An 18,856-nucleotide genomic window follows, 5' to 3' on the forward strand; every position below is an offset into this window, starting at 1 on the left:
GCGGACTTTCGCTTTTTAGTGGTTTGGTTTTATTTCGTTCTTTTTCTAGTTTTAATGAATTGAAACCAGATATTTAGGCTAGATTGATTCAGCTAAGGCATAACCTCAGTTACTAACCAAGGTTATGATTTTGCTTATTCGAGGTTTAAAAAGTGGGACTAGCGCGTTATATAATTTTCTAAACTTAACTTGTCGTTGTTTAAAATGTTCATGTTGCGCTAAGTTTGGCTTGTGCAACTCAACCATTGGCGGCACAGGGCAGATATCACGGAGTGCTTTATCTGTTTCAACCCCAAGTTGTGCCAAACGTGCAGCACCAAGTGCAGGACCAACTTCGCCACCCGTTCTAAAGCTCACTGGACGACCTAATACATCAGCTACCATTTGACGCCAGTACGGACTCTTAGCTCCGCCACCAATTAATGTAATATCGTCAGGAATTAATCCGGTTGAATGTAACGCGTCTGCACCATCAGCGATTGCAAGCGCGACCCCTTCCAATACGGCATAGGTCATTTCTTCTTGGCTTGTTTCACCTGTTATGCCAAAAAGCTTCCCTGTGCATGTGGGTTGTTGTGGGGCGTTCGTTCACCAGCGAGGTAAGGTAAAAATACACATGACGTTGTTTTATCAAACTCAGTTTTTGCATGTTATCCAACAACTCAACAACTGATTTACGGGCAATATTGTCTGCAAACCACTGCAAACAACTCGCCGCACTTAACGTAACGGACATCAAATGCCAAGAATTGGGCAATGCGTGACAAAAACTATGTACCGCAGAATCTGCGTTCATGTGGAATCCGTCTGCAGCAGCAAAATAAACGCCAGATGTTCCTAGCGAAATCATCGCCTGACCATGGGATTGACGATACCAAGTCCAATAGCACCTGCCGCATTGTCACCAGCCCCAGCAACGACAGGGACAGAATTTAATCCCCAACGTTTCGCTAATTCAGGATTTAAATGGCCTGTAATTTCACTTCCTTCAAACAATTCCGGCATTTGCGTTTGTGTCAAACCGCAAGCGGCTAACATAGCGTCATCCCAGCATCGCTTGCCGACATCTAGCCAACAAGTGCCTGCCGAATCTGACATATCACTGGCAAATACGCCGGTTAATAAAAAACGTAAATAGTCTTTAGGCAAAAGGACTTTTTCGACTTTGGAAAAATTTTCAGGCTCGTGATTTTTAACCCATAATAGTTTTGGCGCGGTGAACCTATAGGCATAACGATATTGCCGGTTATTTCTCTCGCGTTTGGAACAGTTGCTTCAATATCAAGACACTCCTGTTCACAACGCCCATCATTCCAAAGAATTGCAGGTCTAATTATGTCATTGTTCTTATCTAACAATGTCGCTCCATGCATTTGTCCAGAAAGTCCAATAGACAAAATATTGCTCAACGATTGCTTTGCAGAAAGTTGATCAAAACAATGTTCAAGTCCTGTCCACCAATCTGACGGAGCTTGCTCAGACCAAAGGGGTTTTGGTCTTGATACTGAAAATTCACTAGAAGCCGAGTCTACTATTTCGCCTGCCGTGTTCATTATGACTAATTTGATACTTGACGTACCAAGATCGATTCCCAAAAACATACGTTCGCCTTTTTGATTTTGATGTTTACACTTCTTTGTATATCGCAAACACCAATTTAAGTTGCGCCTATGGTTTTAAAATTCGTCTCTTCGCACAATTACGAAATTTCATAAGCACGTTTACATTTTCGCCAAATCGCTTTATTAACGTTACGAATACCCTTATTGTAAGTTTGACAATAATAAAAAACATAAATCAAACAGGTACGGATTATGATAATTCGTGAGGAGAGCAATCATGTTTCAATCAAGGCACAGTATTACCTTGTTGTTTAACGCAAATAAAGTGTACGACCGTCAAGTTATTGAAGGTATTGGCCACTATTTACAAACCTCTAAAGTTGACTGGGATATCTACTTAGAAGAAGACTTTCTAACCCGCCTAGAAAATATCAATGACTGGGCTGGTGACGGAATTATTGCAGATTTTGACGACGCCGAAATTCGTACTGCATTAGCTGATTTAACAGTCCCTGTTATCGGTATTGGAGGTTCTTATCAAGATAAAAATGACTATCCTTCTGGCCCCTATGTAGCCACTGACAACTTAGCTGTCGTTGACGCAGCGTACAATCACCTCAAACAAAAAGGACTAGAGCAATTTGCATATTATGGATTGCCACATGATAAAGATCACCGTTGGTCTGAGGAACGAGAAAAAGCAATTTCCGAGTTAACAAAACAAGATGGATATAACTGCCAGGTTTATCTTGGTCACAACACTAGCCCAGATACATGGCAGTATTCGATGAATCGACTTGCTGATTGGATCCAAAGTTTGCCTAAACCCATTGGTATCGTTGCGGTTACTGATAGCCGTGCTCGTCACTTGTTGCAGGCCTGTGATCATTTAGGTATCGCAGTACCAGATCAAATATCAATAGTAGGTATCGATAACGACGATATTGCCCGGTACTTAAGTAGGATCAGTTTGAGTTCAGTAACTCAAGGTTGCTTTGAAATGGGTTATAAAGCCGCTAAGTTTTTACACCGAAAATTAGATGGTATCGAAATTAAAAACAACATTATAAAGGTACCTCCAACAGGGGTTGCCGAGCGTCAATCATCAGATTTTAAAGCATTAAATGACCCGCATGTTATTCAAGCGATGCAGTTTATTCGCCAAAACGCTTGTCGCGGTATTAAAGTTGATCAGGTCACCGATTACGTTGGGATTTCGAGAAGTAATTTAGAAAATCGATTTGTTGCGGAGCGTGGACACAGCATCCACACTGAGTTACACAATGAAAAACTCGCCAGAGCATGTAAAATGTTAAAAGAAACAAGTGTACCAACGAAGGAAGTCGCGTGTATTTGTGGTTACCCATCATTGCAGTATATGTATGCAATATTTAAAAAGCATTTTGATGTTACCCCAACTCAATTTAGGGATAATCATAATAAAAACAAAGTTGCTTCATTAGCATATGAGCACGAGTTTTAACTTATTCCAAGCACCATTTATAGGCGCCATATTTAGACGCTATTTATTGCATAAATAGCGTCTAAAACTCAAAACCTCGGCTCAATTTAAACAGCTGGCTGTCAACATTAGCCAAATCTAAAACCACGTCAAAATGATTACGAGACTCGATCTCTAGAACGCTATTTACAATACATTGTTGTTCTAGGTGAGCAGCAAACTCCTTCGACTGTCGTTTAAACTCAGACGTTTCATTGTTGCCAAAGGCGATAACAAAAGGGCAATTATTTTTAAACTTAAGTCTAATCGGGCTATAGACAGCAATTTGATCCTCAGGAAGACGTAGAACGTCATTAATATCGGTATTTGTAATTGGCTCTATGTCGTAAATACCGCTAATTGCAACAACCCCTTTAACCAAATTTTTAGGAAGCGAAATTTTGATGTCATTATCCGAACGCCATTTAGGCCAATGAGTCGCACACATCATCGCTGCAATATGTGCTCCACCTGAGCTACCTATGAGTACGATCCTTTTTGGATCAAAGCCAAAAGAGGAAGCATTTTCATAAAGATAAGCTATTGCTCGACGATTTTGCTCGATAATTTCAGCCAAATTAACATCGGGTAGCAGTGCATAGTTAATCACCGCAAAATAGTCGCCATGTTGCTGAAAATTCGTAGCCGCAAACCCAGAGACTGATTTATCTAACTCTTGCCAAACTCCCCCATGGAGGTAGATATAAAGTGTTTTACTGTTTGTAACATCACAATGCGGCACAAATAAGTCGAGTTTTTCAGCATCTGAAGAACCGTAAGGCAAGTTTTCTAACACACTTTGTGTTTCCTCGCCCACCAAAGTGCCTGCGCACTTCTTTCCGCGTAGCGGGCTATATACACTTGAATATCTTCAATGCAACTACTAGGGGAATACTCTTTTTCTAATTCTAATTTTTCGAGTTTTCTATACATTTGGATACTATATTGACACACATAACATCAAGAAAATCACAACTGATAAACAGCTGCAATAATATGCACAAAATCATTCCCCATTTGACGTACGAATTTGTTTACAAACTAAAGCAGATCACATAGAACGGCCTACTTATTGGCATTGCGCCTTATGTCATGTATTGGAAAAAATACAGCTAATTTACAGATCGATTCTATTTGCCAAAATCGGCAGTTTTACGTTAAGCAAAACTTAATATTGAGGAAGGTTATTAAATTAATATAGGTTTCATCAGTTTATTTTTAATGGGTATAATGGCGCATTAGCTCCCTGTTACTCATAAGAGATTTATGCTTTCTAAAAATCAGATGAAATTAGCACGTTCGTTAGGTCAAAAAAATTCAGAAAAAGTCTAGGACAGTTCCTTGTGCAGGGGGAAAAGAATGTCCTAGAATTATTGCAATCAACGCTCAAAGTTGATCAAATTTTTGCCACAGACTCATTCGTAAGTCAGCATGAAACACAAATTAGAGGTTTGCAGGTTACCGTTACTGACGAGGTGACGTTATCTAAAATAAGTACATTAGCTGCTAACAATACCGTTATCGCCATCGTTACGACGCCCCCCAATGTATCTTTTCAAGACCGTGGTTTAACCATTGCATTGGATGGTGTCTCAGATCCAAGTAATTTAGGGACGATTATTCGAGTTGCTGATTGGTATGGAATACAACAAGTCGTATTAGGGACAAATTGTGCTGACCCTTATAATCCAAAGGCTATAAGCGCAACCATGGGCAGCTTTACTCGCGTTGAAATTGTCTTCGCTAATTTAGCCGAGATATTACCTACAACAAATCGGCCTGTTTATGGTGCATTTTTAGAAGGTGAAAACTTACATCAAGCGACACTTTCAAATGAAGCAATTATCGTAATGGGCAGTGAGTCACACGGAATTAGTAGAGAGGTTGCCGCGTACATTAACAAACCAATAACTATTCCACGTTTTGGTTTTGCAGAATCACTCAATGTTGCAATGGCTACAGGGATTATTTTAGATAACTTTATTCGCTAGGACTAACAGTTGGCCTTATTCGTTACAGGCATGTAAATGAAGTTTTAACGACCAAACATTTAGTTGCGTTATTGTTAGCCACCAGATGTTCAACAAGCAAACAAAATGTGACCAAATAAAATTCTGAAGTCCGATTATCAGTATTTTAATTGATCACAATCGTTTTGTTGATTGTGTTGTTACTTGCGACTTTTTCTAATTTAGCTAACAGACTCGACGTATCCCAACGTTCACCACCTATGGCTTGCACTTCGCTATAAAACTGATCAACAAGCGCTGTTAATGGCAAATGACTGCCATTTTTACGGGCTTCACTTAGGGCAAATCCTAAATCCTTGCGCATCCAGTCAACGGCAAAACCATGTTCATATTCTCCTTGCCACATTGTTTTATGACGGTTGTCCATTTGCCAACTGCCCGCGGCACCTTGAGATATTGCTTCGATAACTTCAACGCCATCTAATCCAGCGCTCCGAGCAAAATGAAGCCCTTCAGCAAGTCCTTGCACAACACCTGCAATACAAATTTGATTAACCATCTTAGTCAATTGACCGGCGCCAACCTCACCTAGTCGTTTAGAGAATTTAGCAAAACTATCTATTACGGGTGCTGCAAAATCGTAATCCGCCTGTTCCCCACCAATCATAACCGTAAGCACGCCGTTTTCAGCACCTGCTTGACCACCTGAAACAGGGGCATCTATAAACCTAATGCCGTGTTCGTTGGCTTTGGCATTAACTTCTCGAGCAACTTCAGCTGACGTTGTGGTGTGATCGACAATTAACGAGCCTTTGGCTAATCCGGCTAATACACCGTTGTCACCATATATGACCGATCTTAAGTCATCGTCGTTGCCAACACATACAAACGCTATTTCACAATCTTCTGCGGCAGTTGCCGGCGTTAAGGCCATATTGCCACCGTATTGCTCTACCCATAATTGGGCCTTGCTGGCGGTACGGTTATAGACAGTGACATCGTGACCTGCATTTAACAAATGTCCAGCCATTGGAAATCCCATGACGCCCAAACCGATAAAACATATTTTCATAAAACAATTCCTGTGAAAAAGTCATTATTCCTGACTTTATTGATTTAAATCTATTAACAACACTACTATTTACGTTACGGTGTTTATATTCACTCTATGTGCTCAGGATAAACCTATTATGTCAAAATTTACAGTCGCAGTATTCAGCAGTAAACCTTACGATAACCAAAGTTTATTGCAGTGCACAACAGATGACATTGAATTTCAATTTTTTGAAACTCGATTGACTGAAGCTTCTGTACTAATGGCACAAGGCGTTGATGCAGTCTGTGTTTTTGTAAATGATATTCTCAATCGTGAAGTTTTAACGCAATTGAAAAATATGGGGATCAATAAGATCGTATTGAGATGCGCCGGTTTTAATAACGTTGATTTGTCTGCTGCTAAAGAACTAGAAATGTCCGTCGCTCGTGTCCCAGCCTACAGCCCAGAAGCTGTCGCTGAACATACAATTGCATTGTTGTTAACCTTAAATAGAAAGCTGCACAAGGCCTATAATCGAATAAAAGATAATAACTTTAGCCTAACTGGATTGATGGGTTTTAACCTTAGTGGTAAAACAGTGGGAATTATTGGCACAGGTAAAATTGGCGTCGCTACGACCCAAATCCTTAGAGGATTTAAAGCGAATGTAATTGCCTATGATCCAAATCAATCCGAGGAATTTAAAGCGCTTGGCGGTGAATATGTCTCAATTGATGTTCTCTATAATCAATCAGACATAATCAGCTTGCACTGCCCTTTATCGCCAACAACACATCACCTCATTAACGACCAAGCACTGGAAAAGATGAAACAAAATGTCATGTTAATTAATACCAGTCGCGGAGCATTAATCGATACTCAAAGTGTGATTAAACATCTTAAAAATAAAAAAATTGGGTATCTTGCGCTAGATGTTTATGAACAAGAAAGCGAATTGTTTTTTGAAGATCACAGTTTTGATATCCTTCAAGACGACACTTTTCAACGCCTTTTAACCTTTCCAAATGTATTAATAACCGGACATCAAGGTTTCTTTACAGCAGAAGCTTTGGAGCAAATTGCATCAATCACCATTAGTAATATTAACGATTTAAAAGCGAATCGCCCCTGTATTAACAGTTTATAGTTTTGTTCTATATTGCAGTATGACGCTGAGTGAGATACCGTGCTACCGATGTAAACGTTTAACCAACTTATCGGGTGCAGATGTCATTACCCTATTGGTCCATGTTTAAGTTAACGAAAATGCCAAAATAAGGCACAACATTCAAAGTGAATTCTACATGCATATATTAATTACAGGCGCATCTTCTGGAATAGGCAAAGCCCTATCTATTTTATTATCAAAAGATGGTCATACCTTAAGTCTTTGTGGTCGCTCGAAGCAAAAACTTGCATCGACGCTAACCCAATTGGAATTACCAGCAGCAAATCACGCAAGCTTTTGTATAAGTGATTTTGAGGCGGTAAATGATTTCTGTGTTAACTCAATTGAGCATTCAGGCGCCATTGATGTCCTAATTAATTGTGCAGGGCTAAACTCGGCTCGAGGTGCGGGTCACGAATTACCCATTAACGAATTAGATTGGATGATGAAAATAAACTGTTATGCACCAATCCAATTTATGCAGTCCGTATTGCCAGATATGATTGCGCGACAACAAGGTTTTGTCATTAACGTAATGTCAACGACATGTCTATTCTCAAACCCCGGAATTGCGGGCTATTCTGCGAGTAAAGCGGCATTTGATTCTTATACTAAAATAATGCGCAAAGAACTCAGGGAAAATAATATTAAAGTGAGTTCAATTTACCCAGACGGTGTCGATACCGATTTTAGAGAAACTAGCCGACCTCAATACCTATCCCCTTACGATGTAGCCGTCGCGATAAAACATGTCATTGATATGCCTGAAAATGTGCAACCTCACGAACTTGTTATCCGTCCGCAATGTGAAGAAAACTTCTAGCCTATGTCTTCTCGACTAATCTGGTGAAATTGAAGATTCGATTATAGACCTCTCATTCGAGCGTTCTATAATCGTCTTAGATGTCGATTGTCCCTGTCAGATATACAACGGCCTGTCCTGAAACTAAAATTTGCTCACCAACAATAGAACAAAACAGTTCACCCCCTCTAAAAGAGGCTTGGTAAGCTTTTAACTCAGTTTTGTTTAATTTTTTAGACCAATATGGTGTTAAACCAGAATGAATGGAGCCGGTTACAGGGTCTTCATCACCACCATTCGCAGGCCAAAAATAGCGTGAGACAAAGTCATATTTGTCGCCTGTTGCGGTTACAACAACATCCAATGGTGCCAAGGATTTTAACGCTTCTGACTCATACTGCAACGAAGTCACATCTTCTTCTGTTTCAAAAATAGCAAAATAAGCCTGCCTATTTTTTAATACTTCAATTGGTTTCTTGCTTAAACCTGCAAGTAATTCTGATGGAATATCTAACACTGGTTCTGGCTCTTGATTAGGAAATTTCATTTCGATAAAACCAGTAGGTTGTCTAGATATAAACAAGTCTCCAACTTTATCTGTACTAAATTGTATTTCACCTGTTACTTGGTAATACTCAAATAATACAAATGACGCGGCTAATGTTGCATGACCACAAAAGTCGATTTCAGTAATAGGAGAAAACCACCGAATATCGTAAGCATTATGCCCCTTTATCGAAATAAAAGCGGTTTCAGACAGATTATTCTCGATTGCGATTGACTGCATTACACCGTCATCGAGCCAAGTATCTAACAATACGACGGCTGCAGAATTACCTTTAAACTGTGTGTTGGTAAATGCGTCTACAATATAAATTGGCAACTTCATTTTTATCCTTAAACCTTTGTGGATAGTTACTTAGGTAAAGCAAATATGATCATTCTAATTAATGAACTATAAAGCAAAAACATGGTTTTGGGATATAAAACAAAAACTTATTGTGCGGCAATTTTAAATAATTGAGTGCCAATTTGCACCGCAGCTGAGGGGTAATGCAAGATAACAATACCGCTAACGGGAGAAACGATTTCTTTAATTGCTTCCTGCGTATCAAACTCGAGTGAATTTAACACTCTTGCCAATACTTGTCCTTTTTGCACAATTTGCCCGGGTTTGGCCAAATATTCAACCATGCCAGCGTATTTTGAAAACAATGTACGGTATTGGCTTAAGTCAGTAATCGTAACATCTTTTGCCGGTAACGGTTTAAAGCCATCGATAAACTGATGAGTCTGCAAATAGTTTAATATACCGTCTGCGTCCATTTTAGCCTGTTCAAGACAGATGTTTTCCTGTGAACCAAGTTCAACGGTATAAGCTTGTACCCTATACTCAAATGTTAAGCCCTGTTTCGCAAAGAGTTCTGCCAATTTTACTAATGGAGTAAAACTGGCTTCGTCGAGTGCACCGGCAAACTTTTCTGGAATTGAAATAACGGTTTCAATTTGAAATTGAGTTGCCTGCTCTGCGAGAAAATTAGGGCTATAGATATGTCGAGTAGAAGATGGACCCGTATGTAAATCTAATACAAGATCCGCTTCAATCGCCATATTTTGCAACGTTGAATTTAAGTATTGGGCGGTGTTTACGCCCCATTGGGACTCAAGTTTATTTTCGAGTTGTTGTTTTAAGAACAATCGTAATTTAAACACAATGTCGTCTTCCATTGCATTTTTAGAGCCTTGCTGTGCAAACGCTTCAGTAATCTTAGGTAAATCTAATGTGGAAAAAACGCTTCTATTTGCTGCTCATCGTAATGATAAAAACGATTCCAATTATTACCATTCGTTGCGTCAAACCGGCCTTGCAAATATTCGCCTGCTCGTTGTGTGCGTCCAAACGGATTGCAATTTGGGACGAGGACAAAATTAGCATTGAGATGACACTCCTGCAGTTTTTGAATTAACTTTAGAATGACCGCACTGCCCTGCATTTCAGCCGCGTGCACTGCACTTTGAATATACACAGTACGTTGTGCTACAGCAGTTTCCGGGCTTAACCGATAAACAGGAATGCCAATCTCTTGACCGGCGATATCCTGATTTAAGGTAAGCAATTGCTTTTCAATTTTTATCATTAGGTGATTACAACATGTAGCCTTTATTACGCAGCAAAAAGATCGTCGTGTATTCTACGAACAATGTTTTCTGCGGATGCTTGTTCTACTAAGAAGCACACATTATGTTGCGAGGCACCATGACAAATCAAACGCAATTGATCGTTTTCAACTGTTCTAAATATACTGCTAATACGACCTGTGCCATCTTGGCCACTATGAATGTGATTACCAATAACCGCAACAAGTGCCAAGTCAGACTCGACCTTCACTGAACAGAAATCTTTAAGGTCACGAATACAAGCGTCTGTTAAATCAGCCATCGGTGTATTAGGTGGGTTATCAATTGTTAATGCGACAGAAATTTCAGACGTTGTGATCAAATCAATTGATAGTTTGTGTTTTGCTAAAATCGCAAATACGCGCGCCAAGAACCCCGTTGCATGTAACATTTCAGGACTTGTTACCGTGATCAATGTTTGATCTTTTCTAAGTGCTACAGCACGAAATGCCGGTTTATGACTGACTTCTTTCGAAATCCAAGTGCCACCGGCATTTGGCTCTAAGCTAGAACCAACAAACACTTTCACGCCACTTCGAATTGCTGGTATTAACGTCGCTGGATGTAAAATCTTAGCACCAAACGTGGCCATCTCAGCCGCTTCATTAAAGCTAATCTCACCGATTGGTCGGGCTTTGTCGGTGATACGTGGGTCAGTAGTATAAATCCCCGTTACGTCTGTCCAAATTTGTAATGCAAAGGCGTCAACCGCTTCTGCAAATAATGCAGCGCTGTAATCCGAACCACCACGTCCTAGTGTAGTTGTATTGCCAAAACTGTCCTGACCAATAAACCCTTGAGTAATAACAACTTTTTCTTTCAAAAGTGGTACCAAAACATCCGTAGCATGTTGTTTAGTAACGGCAAGATTTGGCTCTGCTTTGCCAAATGTACTGTCAGTTTTAAGCACCTGACGACCGTCAAATGACGTTGCTACATCGGCGTTTGCAACCTTGTTCATTACCGCTGCAAATAACTGACTCGACATTCTTTCACCAAAAGACAAGATTTCATCTTTCAATTTAGTGGAAGTTAATACGTCGTCCTGCGCTGCAACTTCAGCAAGTTGCCCCAACAGTTGTTCGATAACTTGTTCTAAATCTTGCGGGCGACCCAAGTCATTTAGAATTGAATTTTGTATATTTCTGATCTGTTGCAAAACGCTTTCGCGCTCATTTGCGCTTAGACTCTCATTGCCAAGTTTAACCAAAAGGTTAGTTACGCCAGCGGATGCTGAAACGGCAACAAGACGGATATCGTTATTATCCAAAATAATTTGAGCGCAACGGCTCATCGCTTCAAAATTTGCGACACTTGTGCCACCAAATTTGGCAACAGTTAAAGATTGTAATGAGTTAGACATTCAGTCTTCCTTAATAAAATTTATAGAAATCAATTTATTAAGAAGAACAAGGCATATTTAGGTAGGACTTACAAAGTAAGACGTCTTTACATGCCAGAAGCTCTCCACCTTAATAAACATTGTTTATTAAATATCCAAAGTGACAACTGCAAGGATTCAACCTTGCGAGCCGAAATCACTTATTCTCAACTAAGTGCTTTCTCGGCGTTGTGCCCCATCATTAACTTGCCGCGAGATTGAGATCTCTTCAGTTAACTGCCTGACCAACGCGCCTCTTCTGGTGTTGTCGGTTAATAACTTAACCAACAACCTGTTCCAAACCTGCTGGAACGCGTGTATTAAACAAAAAATTAGAGTAAAAAGTCAAGAAATCATTCAAACTTTTTAAACTAATACATAACTAATTAAAAACAATATAAAAACAATTTGATTAGATTTTCTCTAAACTAATGCAACCCACACTGTATCCGGCCCCAAAACTGCACAAAATCCCTTTATCTCCTGAGGTAAAATCATCTTTGTATTTATGAAACGCAACAATAGAGCCCGCTGACGCTGTATTCGCAAATTCATCTAAAATTAACGGCGCATCTAAAAACTCAGGTTCACGGCCTAATAACTTTTTAGCCGCAAACAAATTCATATTTATATTAGCTTGATGTAGCCACATACGCTTTACATCTGTAACTGGCCAATTGTTTTTTCTTAAATGCTCAGTAATCACTGTGGTCACCATTGGCAATAATTCCTTGAATACCTTTCGGCCTTCTTGAAAAAAGAAACTATTGTCGGCAGGCAAAGATTCGTAACAATGGTCCACATAACTATGGTTACAGCGGATGTTATTTGAGAACTTAGTAACTTGACTGGTGTTAATGATCTTAAATTGATTGTCTGACGTTGCAGTCTCTGTCGATTCGATGATTAATGCAGTTGCAACATCACCAAATATAAAATGGCTATCACGGTTAGAATAGTCTAATTGTGGCGTAGTGAACTCCGGGTTTACGATCAGAACCGTTTTTGCTGAACCACTTTTAATCGCATTTACCGCATTAATAAGCGCAAACGTTGCCGTAGAACAAGCAACGTTCATATCAAAACCAAATCCTTGAGCCCCAAGAATACTTTGCACTTCGACTGCCATAGATGGGTACGAGCGCTGCATATTTGACGAACCTAAAATGACTAAGTCGATATCTTCGGCATTTTTGTTTGCGTCTTTTAATGCTTCTTTGGCAGCTTCAACTGCCATCAAAACCATTTCAGGCGGTGTATCGACATCATTCTTCACAAGCTTTGGGTGCATAACATTAATGTCAGTAACACCGTCTTTACACATCATATAACGTGATTTAATGCCTGAAGCTTTTTCTATAAATTCTACACTGGATGTTTTTTGGCTTCAACAGTTCCACCTGCAATTTCAACGGCGTTTTCGCTATTAAACTTCTCTGAAAATGCATTTAATACATCTACTAACTCTTGATTAGACACTTTATAAGGAGGCACAAATAGGCCAGAACCTGAAATTACAACACTCGTCATATACAACTCGAATTCTTAATTATATCTTATGGTTATTATTCGCCTTACGAACCCAAAGTGCAACCTTTTCGAAAAATAAAGACAATTAAACTCAAAATAACTTTAGATACCGGAAGTTAATTAGTCATCTGACGTGTTGAAGCGAAATGTTAAACACCCTAAAACTTATATTTATTGTGGCGAGCATTTGCACTCATTAGATTATTACAGTGATTTTAATTACATAGTAATTAAAGGGATAAACAAGGATTGAATTTATCGTGGTTAGGTATTTATTTTTAAATAAAAGCATATTTAAAAAGCGTCAGTAAACTTAAATTTGAGGAGCTTACTGACGCTATTGATATTAGTTAGCTGCTGTATCCAATGGGGCAAATGACTTTACAAGATCGTCTATTTGCTTCATTTGAGACAAGTACCCTTCCAGTTTATTTAGCGGTAATGCACAAGGTCCGTCGCATTTTGCTTCATTAGGATTTGGATGCGCTTCAATAAACAACCCAGCAATTCCTAACGCCATACCAGAACGAGCTAGCTCTGCTGCTTGTGCTCGTCTACCATCCGCTGAATCGGCACGTCCACCTGGGCGTTGAAGCGCGTGTGTCGCATCAAAAATAACAGGCGCTAAACGTTTCATGTCGTCCATACCCAACATGTCTACAACAAGGTTGTTGTAACCAAATTGACTACCACGTTCACATAAAATAACTTGGTCGTTACCAGCTTCATTAAATTTGTTGATGATATGACGCATTTCGTGTGGTGCTAAAAATTGCGGCTTTTTAACATTAATGACCGCATTGGTTTTAGCCATCGCCACAACTAAGTCGGTTTGACGGGCTAAAAATGCTGGTAATTGAATTATATCCACAACTTCAGCAACAGGCGCAGCTTGATGTGGTTCATGAACATCGGTGATAATTGGTAAATCAAATTGTGCTTTTACTTCTTCGAAGATCTTCAGCCCTTCTTCAAGACCCGGACCACGATAGGACGAAACAGACGAACGGTTCGCTTTATCAAATGACGCTTTAAAAACATATGGGATCCCAAGTTTAGTGGTAACTTCTTTATAATGTTCAGCAATTTTCATCGCTAAGTCTCTAGATTCCAATACATTCATGCCACCGAACAATACAAACGGTTTGTCGTTTGCGACTTCAATGCCGTTTTTTAAATTGATAGATTGCGTATTTATTTCAGTCATTACTGTTTCCAATTAGTTTAATACAATGTCTAGATGGCAACTGATTGTAAAATCATGCCACAAAACCAAGCTGCAAATGTGCCAATTGCATACCCCAAAACAGCCAATAAAACACCTACTGGTGCCAAAGACGGATGGAACGCAGACGCAACTACTGGGGCAGACGCAGCGCCACCAACATTTGCTTGGCTACCAACCGCCATATAAAACAATGGCGCTTTGATCAGCTTTGCTACACTCAACATTAACGTTGCGTGGATCAACATCCAAACGATGCCAATGACAAAGTATACTGGAGTATCGGCAATTGCCGTTATATCCATATGTAAGCCGATAGAGGCGATTAAAATATACAAAAATGCACTGGCGATTTTTGATGCCCCAACAGTTTCTATTTTTTTCAGTTTAGTAAAGGACAACGAAACGCCAATTGCGCTGGCCGAAACAATCATCCAAAAGAATTTGCTGTGAAAACTGAGTTTTTACCTTCCGGAAAGTTTTCAATCATCCAAGGCGTTATCAAGTCTGCAAATAAATGAGCAAAACCTGTGACACCAAAGCCAATCGCACAGATCATCATTATATCCGGCAACATAGGCATCCGGGCATTCTTTTTCTCAAAGTCTTCTACTTTTTTCCGTAATGCATTAATTGCAGTGGTATCAGCACCGGTTTTTCGTCAAACCGTTTGGCGTTACCTGCGAGAATTAATAAAACGGCCATCCACATGTTAGCGACAAAAATATCCACCGTAACCATCGCAGAGAAAATTTCACCACCGACATCATATGATGAGAGTTCAAATACTTCTTTCATCGCACTTTGGTTAGCACCGCCGCCAATCCAACTTCCGGCAATTGTTGTCATACCTCGCCAAATCCCCTCAGGGTTTACGCCAAGTAAATCTGGAACAAGTGCGGAGACAACTAGCAGCGCGATTGGCCCCCAACCACGATGCCGAGAGTGCCGGTAAGAAACATGATCAGTGCTTTTGGTCCTAATTTTATTATCCCTTTTAAATCTACACTTATCGTTAATAACACTAAGCAGGCAGGTAACAAAAATCTTGACGCTACATAATAAACACTCGAATTTGCACCATCGACTATGCCAGCTGTGTTTAAAATAGAGGGAAGGAAATAACACAAAAATAATGCGGGAACGTATTTGTAAAACTTTTTCCACGAGGCGTTTTCACTTTGATTTGTATAAAATACAAACCCCAGAATAATTGCTAACAAACCTAAGACCGTGGCGTCATTTGTGATCAATGGCGTCGCCATATAAACCTCATTATTATTTTTATTTTGTAGGGAAACGACAACCTTTTAATTGCTCTAAGTGGCATTATTTTGAGTTGTCGAACAGAGGAGAATTTATACCACTTTTTTACATATTTTCCAAAACGTTATATGTAATACCATTTCACTATTTTCAAACAGGAATGCTTAATCAACGAGTGACTCTAAAAACATTTTATTTCAAGGATTAAGTGGTGTAAGCAATTAAAAACAACAAAAACAGAAAATAGCACCAAAACCAAGATGCTTTATCGTCTATTGACGCAACTTTAGTGGATGGTTTCTAGTTGACCGTGGAGATCATCCATCTGCATTTTCAAGAACATAGTCATGGGATCGTTTGGACACGCCTTAATGAAGTAATCAAAGTCGTCTTTGGCCCATTTGTCGCATTCGAGTTGCTGTAATACAAGGCCTCGGTCGCGACGTTCATAAGATCTTCAGGAAGTAATTCCATTAAGGTTTCGACGCAGTTTAATGCCTCTTCTAAAAACCCTTCTTCAAGCATAAAGATTTTTTGTTCGGTTAATAAAATTTTGACAATTTCATCAGTCGGGATAGGTTTTGCAAACGTCGCAATTTCGTTTGTCATGCTGTCGCGCACATCATCAGAGGAGATGAGATACTCACAACCGCCAGATAAAGCGTCTACTACAATTAACTCAGAATTAGACAATTTGATAACCAGTCCAATTTGTTCTTCTACTTCGGCAATTGACGCATCAAAACCAAGCTGTTTCAATAGATACGCTAAAACGACACTCATGCTCAGGTAATTGCCTGTGCGGTGCATTATGCAATACGATATATTGGCCAATGAACTTTCAGGTATGGTTTGCATGCCGGGTCCTGAAAACGCTAACTCGTCAAAAATCACGTCCAACAATGCATAAAACCTGTCGGTTGGATTGAGTTCAGAATGATCAATATTTTTCAGATAGGCAACATGCGCTGCTAACTGCTCTTCAATTTCTTTGATTGAAAAAACATATTGCCAATTTTGTTCTAATAACAGGACTTCTTGTAACAATTCATCAGACGATTCCGCCTGATACAACCAATTTGCTGACATAACTTCTCTATAATGACGGTACTACTAAGGGTATATGTAGTCGGCACAGAGGGAATTCAACCCAATGTAGATATCACATTAACGATTCTTTCATTCGCTAATCGAATCTGTGCCGCTTATAAGACGAGTAAAAAATAAATGTAATGAGGCTAGAATACGCTTTTGGTTGCCGCTATTTTGCCGGCAAATAATAAACACACGGTCGCCGCGGCCAAAAAGCTATAACTCTTTGCTGGTTTTGCCGACTTAATCGCTACAATGGCAAACCCTATATAACCGATAACAAACAAAACCTTAGCCGTTAACCAGTCTGTTTGGATTGGATATTGTTCAATGACAAAGCACATAGCCACTGCTGATATTAGCAAAAATGTATCTATAATGTGTGGGGCGATTGCCAAGAATCGAGTTTTTGGTCGATTCTGAATTTTAAATCGATAAAAACGATAATAAAAAATACTACGCTTAGCAGCACAAAAGCTAAGGTGACTATGTTTAACAGCAAAATACATTTTTTCCCTATTTAATACTTATGTAATTGTAATTACCTAGTGACAGTAAATTAGTCTGGATAGAGGTTCATTAACTGCTCTAACTCAGCCGCAGAGTCCATCAATATGCTGACAAGTTTTGGATCAAACTTTTTACCACTTTGCTCCATTATAAACTTATGCGTTTCTTCTGGTTCCCACTGTTCTTTGTAACAACGTTTGTGGCGTAATGCATCATATACATCAGCTAATGCAACAATTCTTGCAAACACATGGATATCCTCACCGGATTTACCGTCTGGATAACCTGTTCCATCCCAATTTTCGTGATGCTCTTTTGCAATAATGGCGCCCGCTTTGATAATGTTGCGATTAGACCCTTCAAGTATTTTGTAGCCGACTTGAGCATGCGTTTGCATCATTTGCCATTCATCCGGATCTAACTTCCCTGCTTTGTGCAGTATGTGTTCTGGTATCCCTACTTTGCCAATATCGTGAAGCGGTGCTGCATTTTTTACAAGTTCAGCGTCACTGACACTTAAGCCAGACTTAGAAGCTAACATATGACTAATATTTGCGACTCTACGCACATGATTTCCAGTTTCCGTCGAACATTGTTCAACCGCTTCACCTAAACGATAAACGAGTTCACGTTGAGTATCTTCTAATTCGATTTGCAATTGAACATTTTCGTAGGCAATTTGAACATTTTGCGCAAACATTTCGATTAATACTTTTTCATCAACGCCAACGTTCGTTGGTAAACCCGAAATGTAGAGTATTGAATTGCTTGAAAAACGACTCGAACAATAGGCAACTAAATAGTCACCATGATAAACAATCGATTTATTTGTAATGGCTTCTTCAAATGCGAGGCGAAGTTCATCTTCTAAAACATCATTGACGCTTTTGCCTACAGTGTTTTCAAAATCGCCTTGAGCCGCGATAACGCGCAAGTTTTGTTGGTGTTCTGACTCTGTACAATTAACCATTAATGAATTCGTTACATACATGGCTTTTTCTTCACCACAACCTAAAACCGAAGTTAATTGTTGTAACACGCCGTCAATAAACTGATCCATCGAATGGATAGAGAAAATGTTAGCTGACGCTTCAATAATTTTTTTCAATCCCTGTCTACTATGTTCAAGCGCAATAATATCTCTATAAGCGCGTAAGCTAGACATAACGACAGTAAACAGTTTTTGTGCGGTTAATTCTGTTTTTGATTTGTAGTCATTTATATCGAAGTTGACAATGACTTGGCGTTCGGGAGCTTGACCGGGTTGGCCAGTCCTAAGAATAATTCTAATTTTTTGGTTTTTGGCTTCTTCACGAATAAATTTAGCGACTTGCAACCCTGCATCGTCGGTTTCCATTACCACATCTAATAGAATAATCGCGGCGTCAGGATGTTTGATGATGAGTTCTTTACCCTCTTCACCGCTGTATGCGCTGATAAATTCAAGGGTTCGGTCTTGAAAGGTAAAGTCGCTTAACGCCAATTTGGTTACGGCATGAACTTCAGGCTCATCATCGACAATTAAAACCTTCCAACTTCCTACTGTCGCGACTACTTCGTCGTCAAACTGATCATCCGCAAATAAAAAATCATCGTTCATATTGCTGCCTTCTAGTTCTATGTTCTTCAACTTCG

Annotated in this window: 13 protein-coding genes, 5 pseudogenes and 1 riboswitch; of the genes and pseudogenes, 4 read left to right on the forward strand and 14 right to left on the reverse strand. The window is 39.5% G+C overall.

Annotated elements, in window-relative coordinates:
* Positions 1-105: 105 nt before the first annotated feature.
* Positions 106-1,601: pseudogene (xylB, locus tag PN838_RS26020) on the reverse strand (xylulokinase).
* 238 nt (positions 1,602-1,839) lie between these two features.
* Between xylB and PN838_RS04285 the strand changes: the two are divergent.
* The gene (locus PN838_RS04285) at positions 1,840-3,045 is read left to right on the forward strand and encodes a XylR family transcriptional regulator (RefSeq protein WP_272179860.1); all 1,206 of its coding nucleotides are present in this window, start codon (positions 1,840-1,842) and stop codon (positions 3,043-3,045) included.
* Between the two features lie 61 nt (positions 3,046-3,106).
* On the opposite strand, the gene PN838_RS04290 is transcribed toward PN838_RS04285, so the two are convergent.
* Complete coding sequence (locus tag PN838_RS04290; protein ID WP_272179861.1) at positions 3,107-3,880, reverse strand: alpha/beta hydrolase; 774 nt, start codon at positions 3,878-3,880, stop codon at positions 3,107-3,109.
* Positions 3,881-4,329: 449 nt separating this feature from the next.
* Here PN838_RS04290 and PN838_RS04295 point away from each other — a divergent pair.
* Positions 4,330-5,054, forward strand: a pseudogene (locus PN838_RS04295) (RNA methyltransferase).
* A gap of 145 nt (positions 5,055-5,199) precedes the next feature.
* Here the strand turns inward: PN838_RS04295 and PN838_RS04300 are convergent.
* Positions 5,200-6,105, reverse strand: coding sequence for an NAD(P)-dependent oxidoreductase (locus PN838_RS04300; protein WP_272179862.1), 906 nt, complete (start codon positions 6,103-6,105; stop codon positions 5,200-5,202).
* 118 nt (positions 6,106-6,223) lie between these two features.
* Between PN838_RS04300 and PN838_RS04305 the strand changes: the two genes are divergently transcribed.
* Together PN838_RS04305 and PN838_RS04310 are read left to right on the forward strand one after the other, a co-directional pair.
* The gene (locus PN838_RS04305; RefSeq protein WP_215962015.1) at positions 6,224-7,216 is read left to right on the forward strand and encodes a 2-hydroxyacid dehydrogenase; all 993 of its coding nucleotides are present in this window, start codon (positions 6,224-6,226) and stop codon (positions 7,214-7,216) included.
* A gap of 157 nt (positions 7,217-7,373) precedes the next feature.
* Complete coding sequence (locus tag PN838_RS04310; RefSeq protein ID WP_272179863.1) at positions 7,374-8,060, forward strand: SDR family oxidoreductase; 687 nt, start codon at positions 7,374-7,376, stop codon at positions 8,058-8,060.
* 76 nt (positions 8,061-8,136) lie between these two features.
* On the opposite strand, the gene PN838_RS04315 is transcribed toward PN838_RS04310, so the two are convergent.
* From PN838_RS04315 to PN838_RS04360, 11 genes and pseudogenes are all read right to left on the reverse strand, one after another.
* Positions 8,137-8,928 (reverse strand): PhzF family phenazine biosynthesis protein, encoded by a 792-nt coding sequence (locus tag PN838_RS04315; protein ID WP_272179864.1) that lies wholly within the window; start codon positions 8,926-8,928, stop codon positions 8,137-8,139.
* Between the two features lie 107 nt (positions 8,929-9,035).
* Positions 9,036-9,767 carry a succinylglutamate desuccinylase/aspartoacylase domain-containing protein gene (locus PN838_RS04320; protein WP_272179865.1) on the reverse strand — a complete coding sequence of 244 codons (732 nt, stop codon included), beginning with the start codon at positions 9,765-9,767 and terminating at the stop codon, positions 9,036-9,038.
* A gap of 50 nt (positions 9,768-9,817) precedes the next feature.
* The gene (locus PN838_RS04325) at positions 9,818-10,177 is read right to left on the reverse strand and encodes a M14 family metallopeptidase (protein ID WP_272179866.1); all 360 of its coding nucleotides are present in this window, start codon (positions 10,175-10,177) and stop codon (positions 9,818-9,820) included.
* 26 nt (positions 10,178-10,203) lie between these two features.
* Positions 10,204-11,580, reverse strand: coding sequence for a lysine-sensitive aspartokinase 3 (lysC, locus tag PN838_RS04330; RefSeq protein ID WP_272179867.1), 1,377 nt, complete (start codon positions 11,578-11,580; stop codon positions 10,204-10,206).
* Between the two features lie 89 nt (positions 11,581-11,669).
* Positions 11,670-11,865: riboswitch (Lysine riboswitch) on the reverse strand.
* Positions 11,866-12,010: 145 nt separating this feature from the next.
* A pseudogene (locus PN838_RS04335) lies at positions 12,011-13,128 on the reverse strand (beta-ketoacyl-ACP synthase III).
* A 346-nt stretch (positions 13,129-13,474) separates the two neighbouring features.
* A complete protein-coding gene (kdsA, locus tag PN838_RS04340) occupies positions 13,475-14,335 on the reverse strand; it encodes a 3-deoxy-8-phosphooctulonate synthase (RefSeq protein WP_252736757.1) in 861 nt (286 codons plus the stop codon).
* A gap of 29 nt (positions 14,336-14,364) precedes the next feature.
* Positions 14,365-15,618 (reverse strand): annotated as a pseudogene (locus PN838_RS04345) (DUF819 family protein).
* A 287-nt stretch (positions 15,619-15,905) separates the two neighbouring features.
* A pseudogene (locus PN838_RS26995) lies at positions 15,906-16,010 on the reverse strand (SirB1 family protein); the annotation flags it as partial.
* Positions 15,965-16,708 (reverse strand): transglutaminase family protein, encoded by a 744-nt coding sequence (locus tag PN838_RS04350; RefSeq protein ID WP_272179868.1) that lies wholly within the window; start codon positions 16,706-16,708, stop codon positions 15,965-15,967. The gene PN838_RS04350 and the pseudogene PN838_RS26995, both read right to left, overlap by 46 nt.
* A 149-nt stretch (positions 16,709-16,857) precedes the next feature.
* On the reverse strand, positions 16,858-17,220 hold the full coding sequence (locus PN838_RS04355; RefSeq protein ID WP_272179869.1) for a SirB2 family protein: 363 nt from the start codon (positions 17,218-17,220) through the stop codon (positions 16,858-16,860).
* 50 nt (positions 17,221-17,270) lie between these two features.
* The gene (locus PN838_RS04360; RefSeq protein WP_272179870.1) at positions 17,271-18,821 is read right to left on the reverse strand and encodes a DUF3369 domain-containing protein; all 1,551 of its coding nucleotides are present in this window, start codon (positions 18,819-18,821) and stop codon (positions 17,271-17,273) included.
* Between the last annotated feature and the right edge of the window lie 35 nt (positions 18,822-18,856).

This window comes from Psychrosphaera algicola, from assembly GCF_028401425.1.
In the GTDB taxonomy this organism is placed as follows: Bacteria; Pseudomonadota; Gammaproteobacteria; order Enterobacterales; family Alteromonadaceae; genus Psychrosphaera; species Psychrosphaera algicola.

What these genes read in the sequence shown, in the direction of transcription:
- PN838_RS04285 (WP_272179860.1), top strand. Translation starts at nt 1,840, where the DNA reads ATGTTTCAATCAAGGCACAGTATTACCTTGTTGTTTAACGCAAATAAA.
- PN838_RS04300 (WP_272179862.1), bottom strand. Translation starts at nt 6,105, where the DNA reads ATGAAAATATGTTTTATCGGTTTGGGCGTCATGGGATTTCCAATGGCT.
- PN838_RS04305 (WP_215962015.1), top strand. Translation starts at nt 6,224, where the DNA reads ATGTCAAAATTTACAGTCGCAGTATTCAGCAGTAAACCTTACGATAAC.
- PN838_RS04310 (WP_272179863.1), top strand. Translation starts at nt 7,374, where the DNA reads ATGCATATATTAATTACAGGCGCATCTTCTGGAATAGGCAAAGCCCTA.
- PN838_RS04315 (WP_272179864.1), bottom strand. Translation starts at nt 8,928, where the DNA reads ATGAAGTTGCCAATTTATATTGTAGACGCATTTACCAACACACAGTTT.
- PN838_RS04320 (WP_272179865.1), bottom strand. Translation starts at nt 9,767, where the DNA reads ATGGAAGACGACATTGTGTTTAAATTACGATTGTTCTTAAAACAACAA.
- PN838_RS04325 (WP_272179866.1), bottom strand. Translation starts at nt 10,177, where the DNA reads ATGATAAAAATTGAAAAGCAATTGCTTACCTTAAATCAGGATATCGCC.
- lysC (WP_272179867.1), bottom strand. Translation starts at nt 11,580, where the DNA reads ATGTCTAACTCATTACAATCTTTAACTGTTGCCAAATTTGGTGGCACA.
- kdsA (WP_252736757.1), bottom strand. Translation starts at nt 14,335, where the DNA reads ATGACTGAAATAAATACGCAATCTATCAATTTAAAAAACGGCATTGAA.
- PN838_RS04350 (WP_272179868.1), bottom strand. Translation starts at nt 16,708, where the DNA reads ATGTCAGCAAATTGGTTGTATCAGGCGGAATCGTCTGATGAATTGTTA.
- PN838_RS04355 (WP_272179869.1), bottom strand. Translation starts at nt 17,220, where the DNA reads ATGTATTTTGCTGTTAAACATAGTCACCTTAGCTTTTGTGCTGCTAAG.
- PN838_RS04360 (WP_272179870.1), bottom strand. Translation starts at nt 18,821, where the DNA reads ATGAACGATGATTTTTTATTTGCGGATGATCAGTTTGACGACGAAGTA.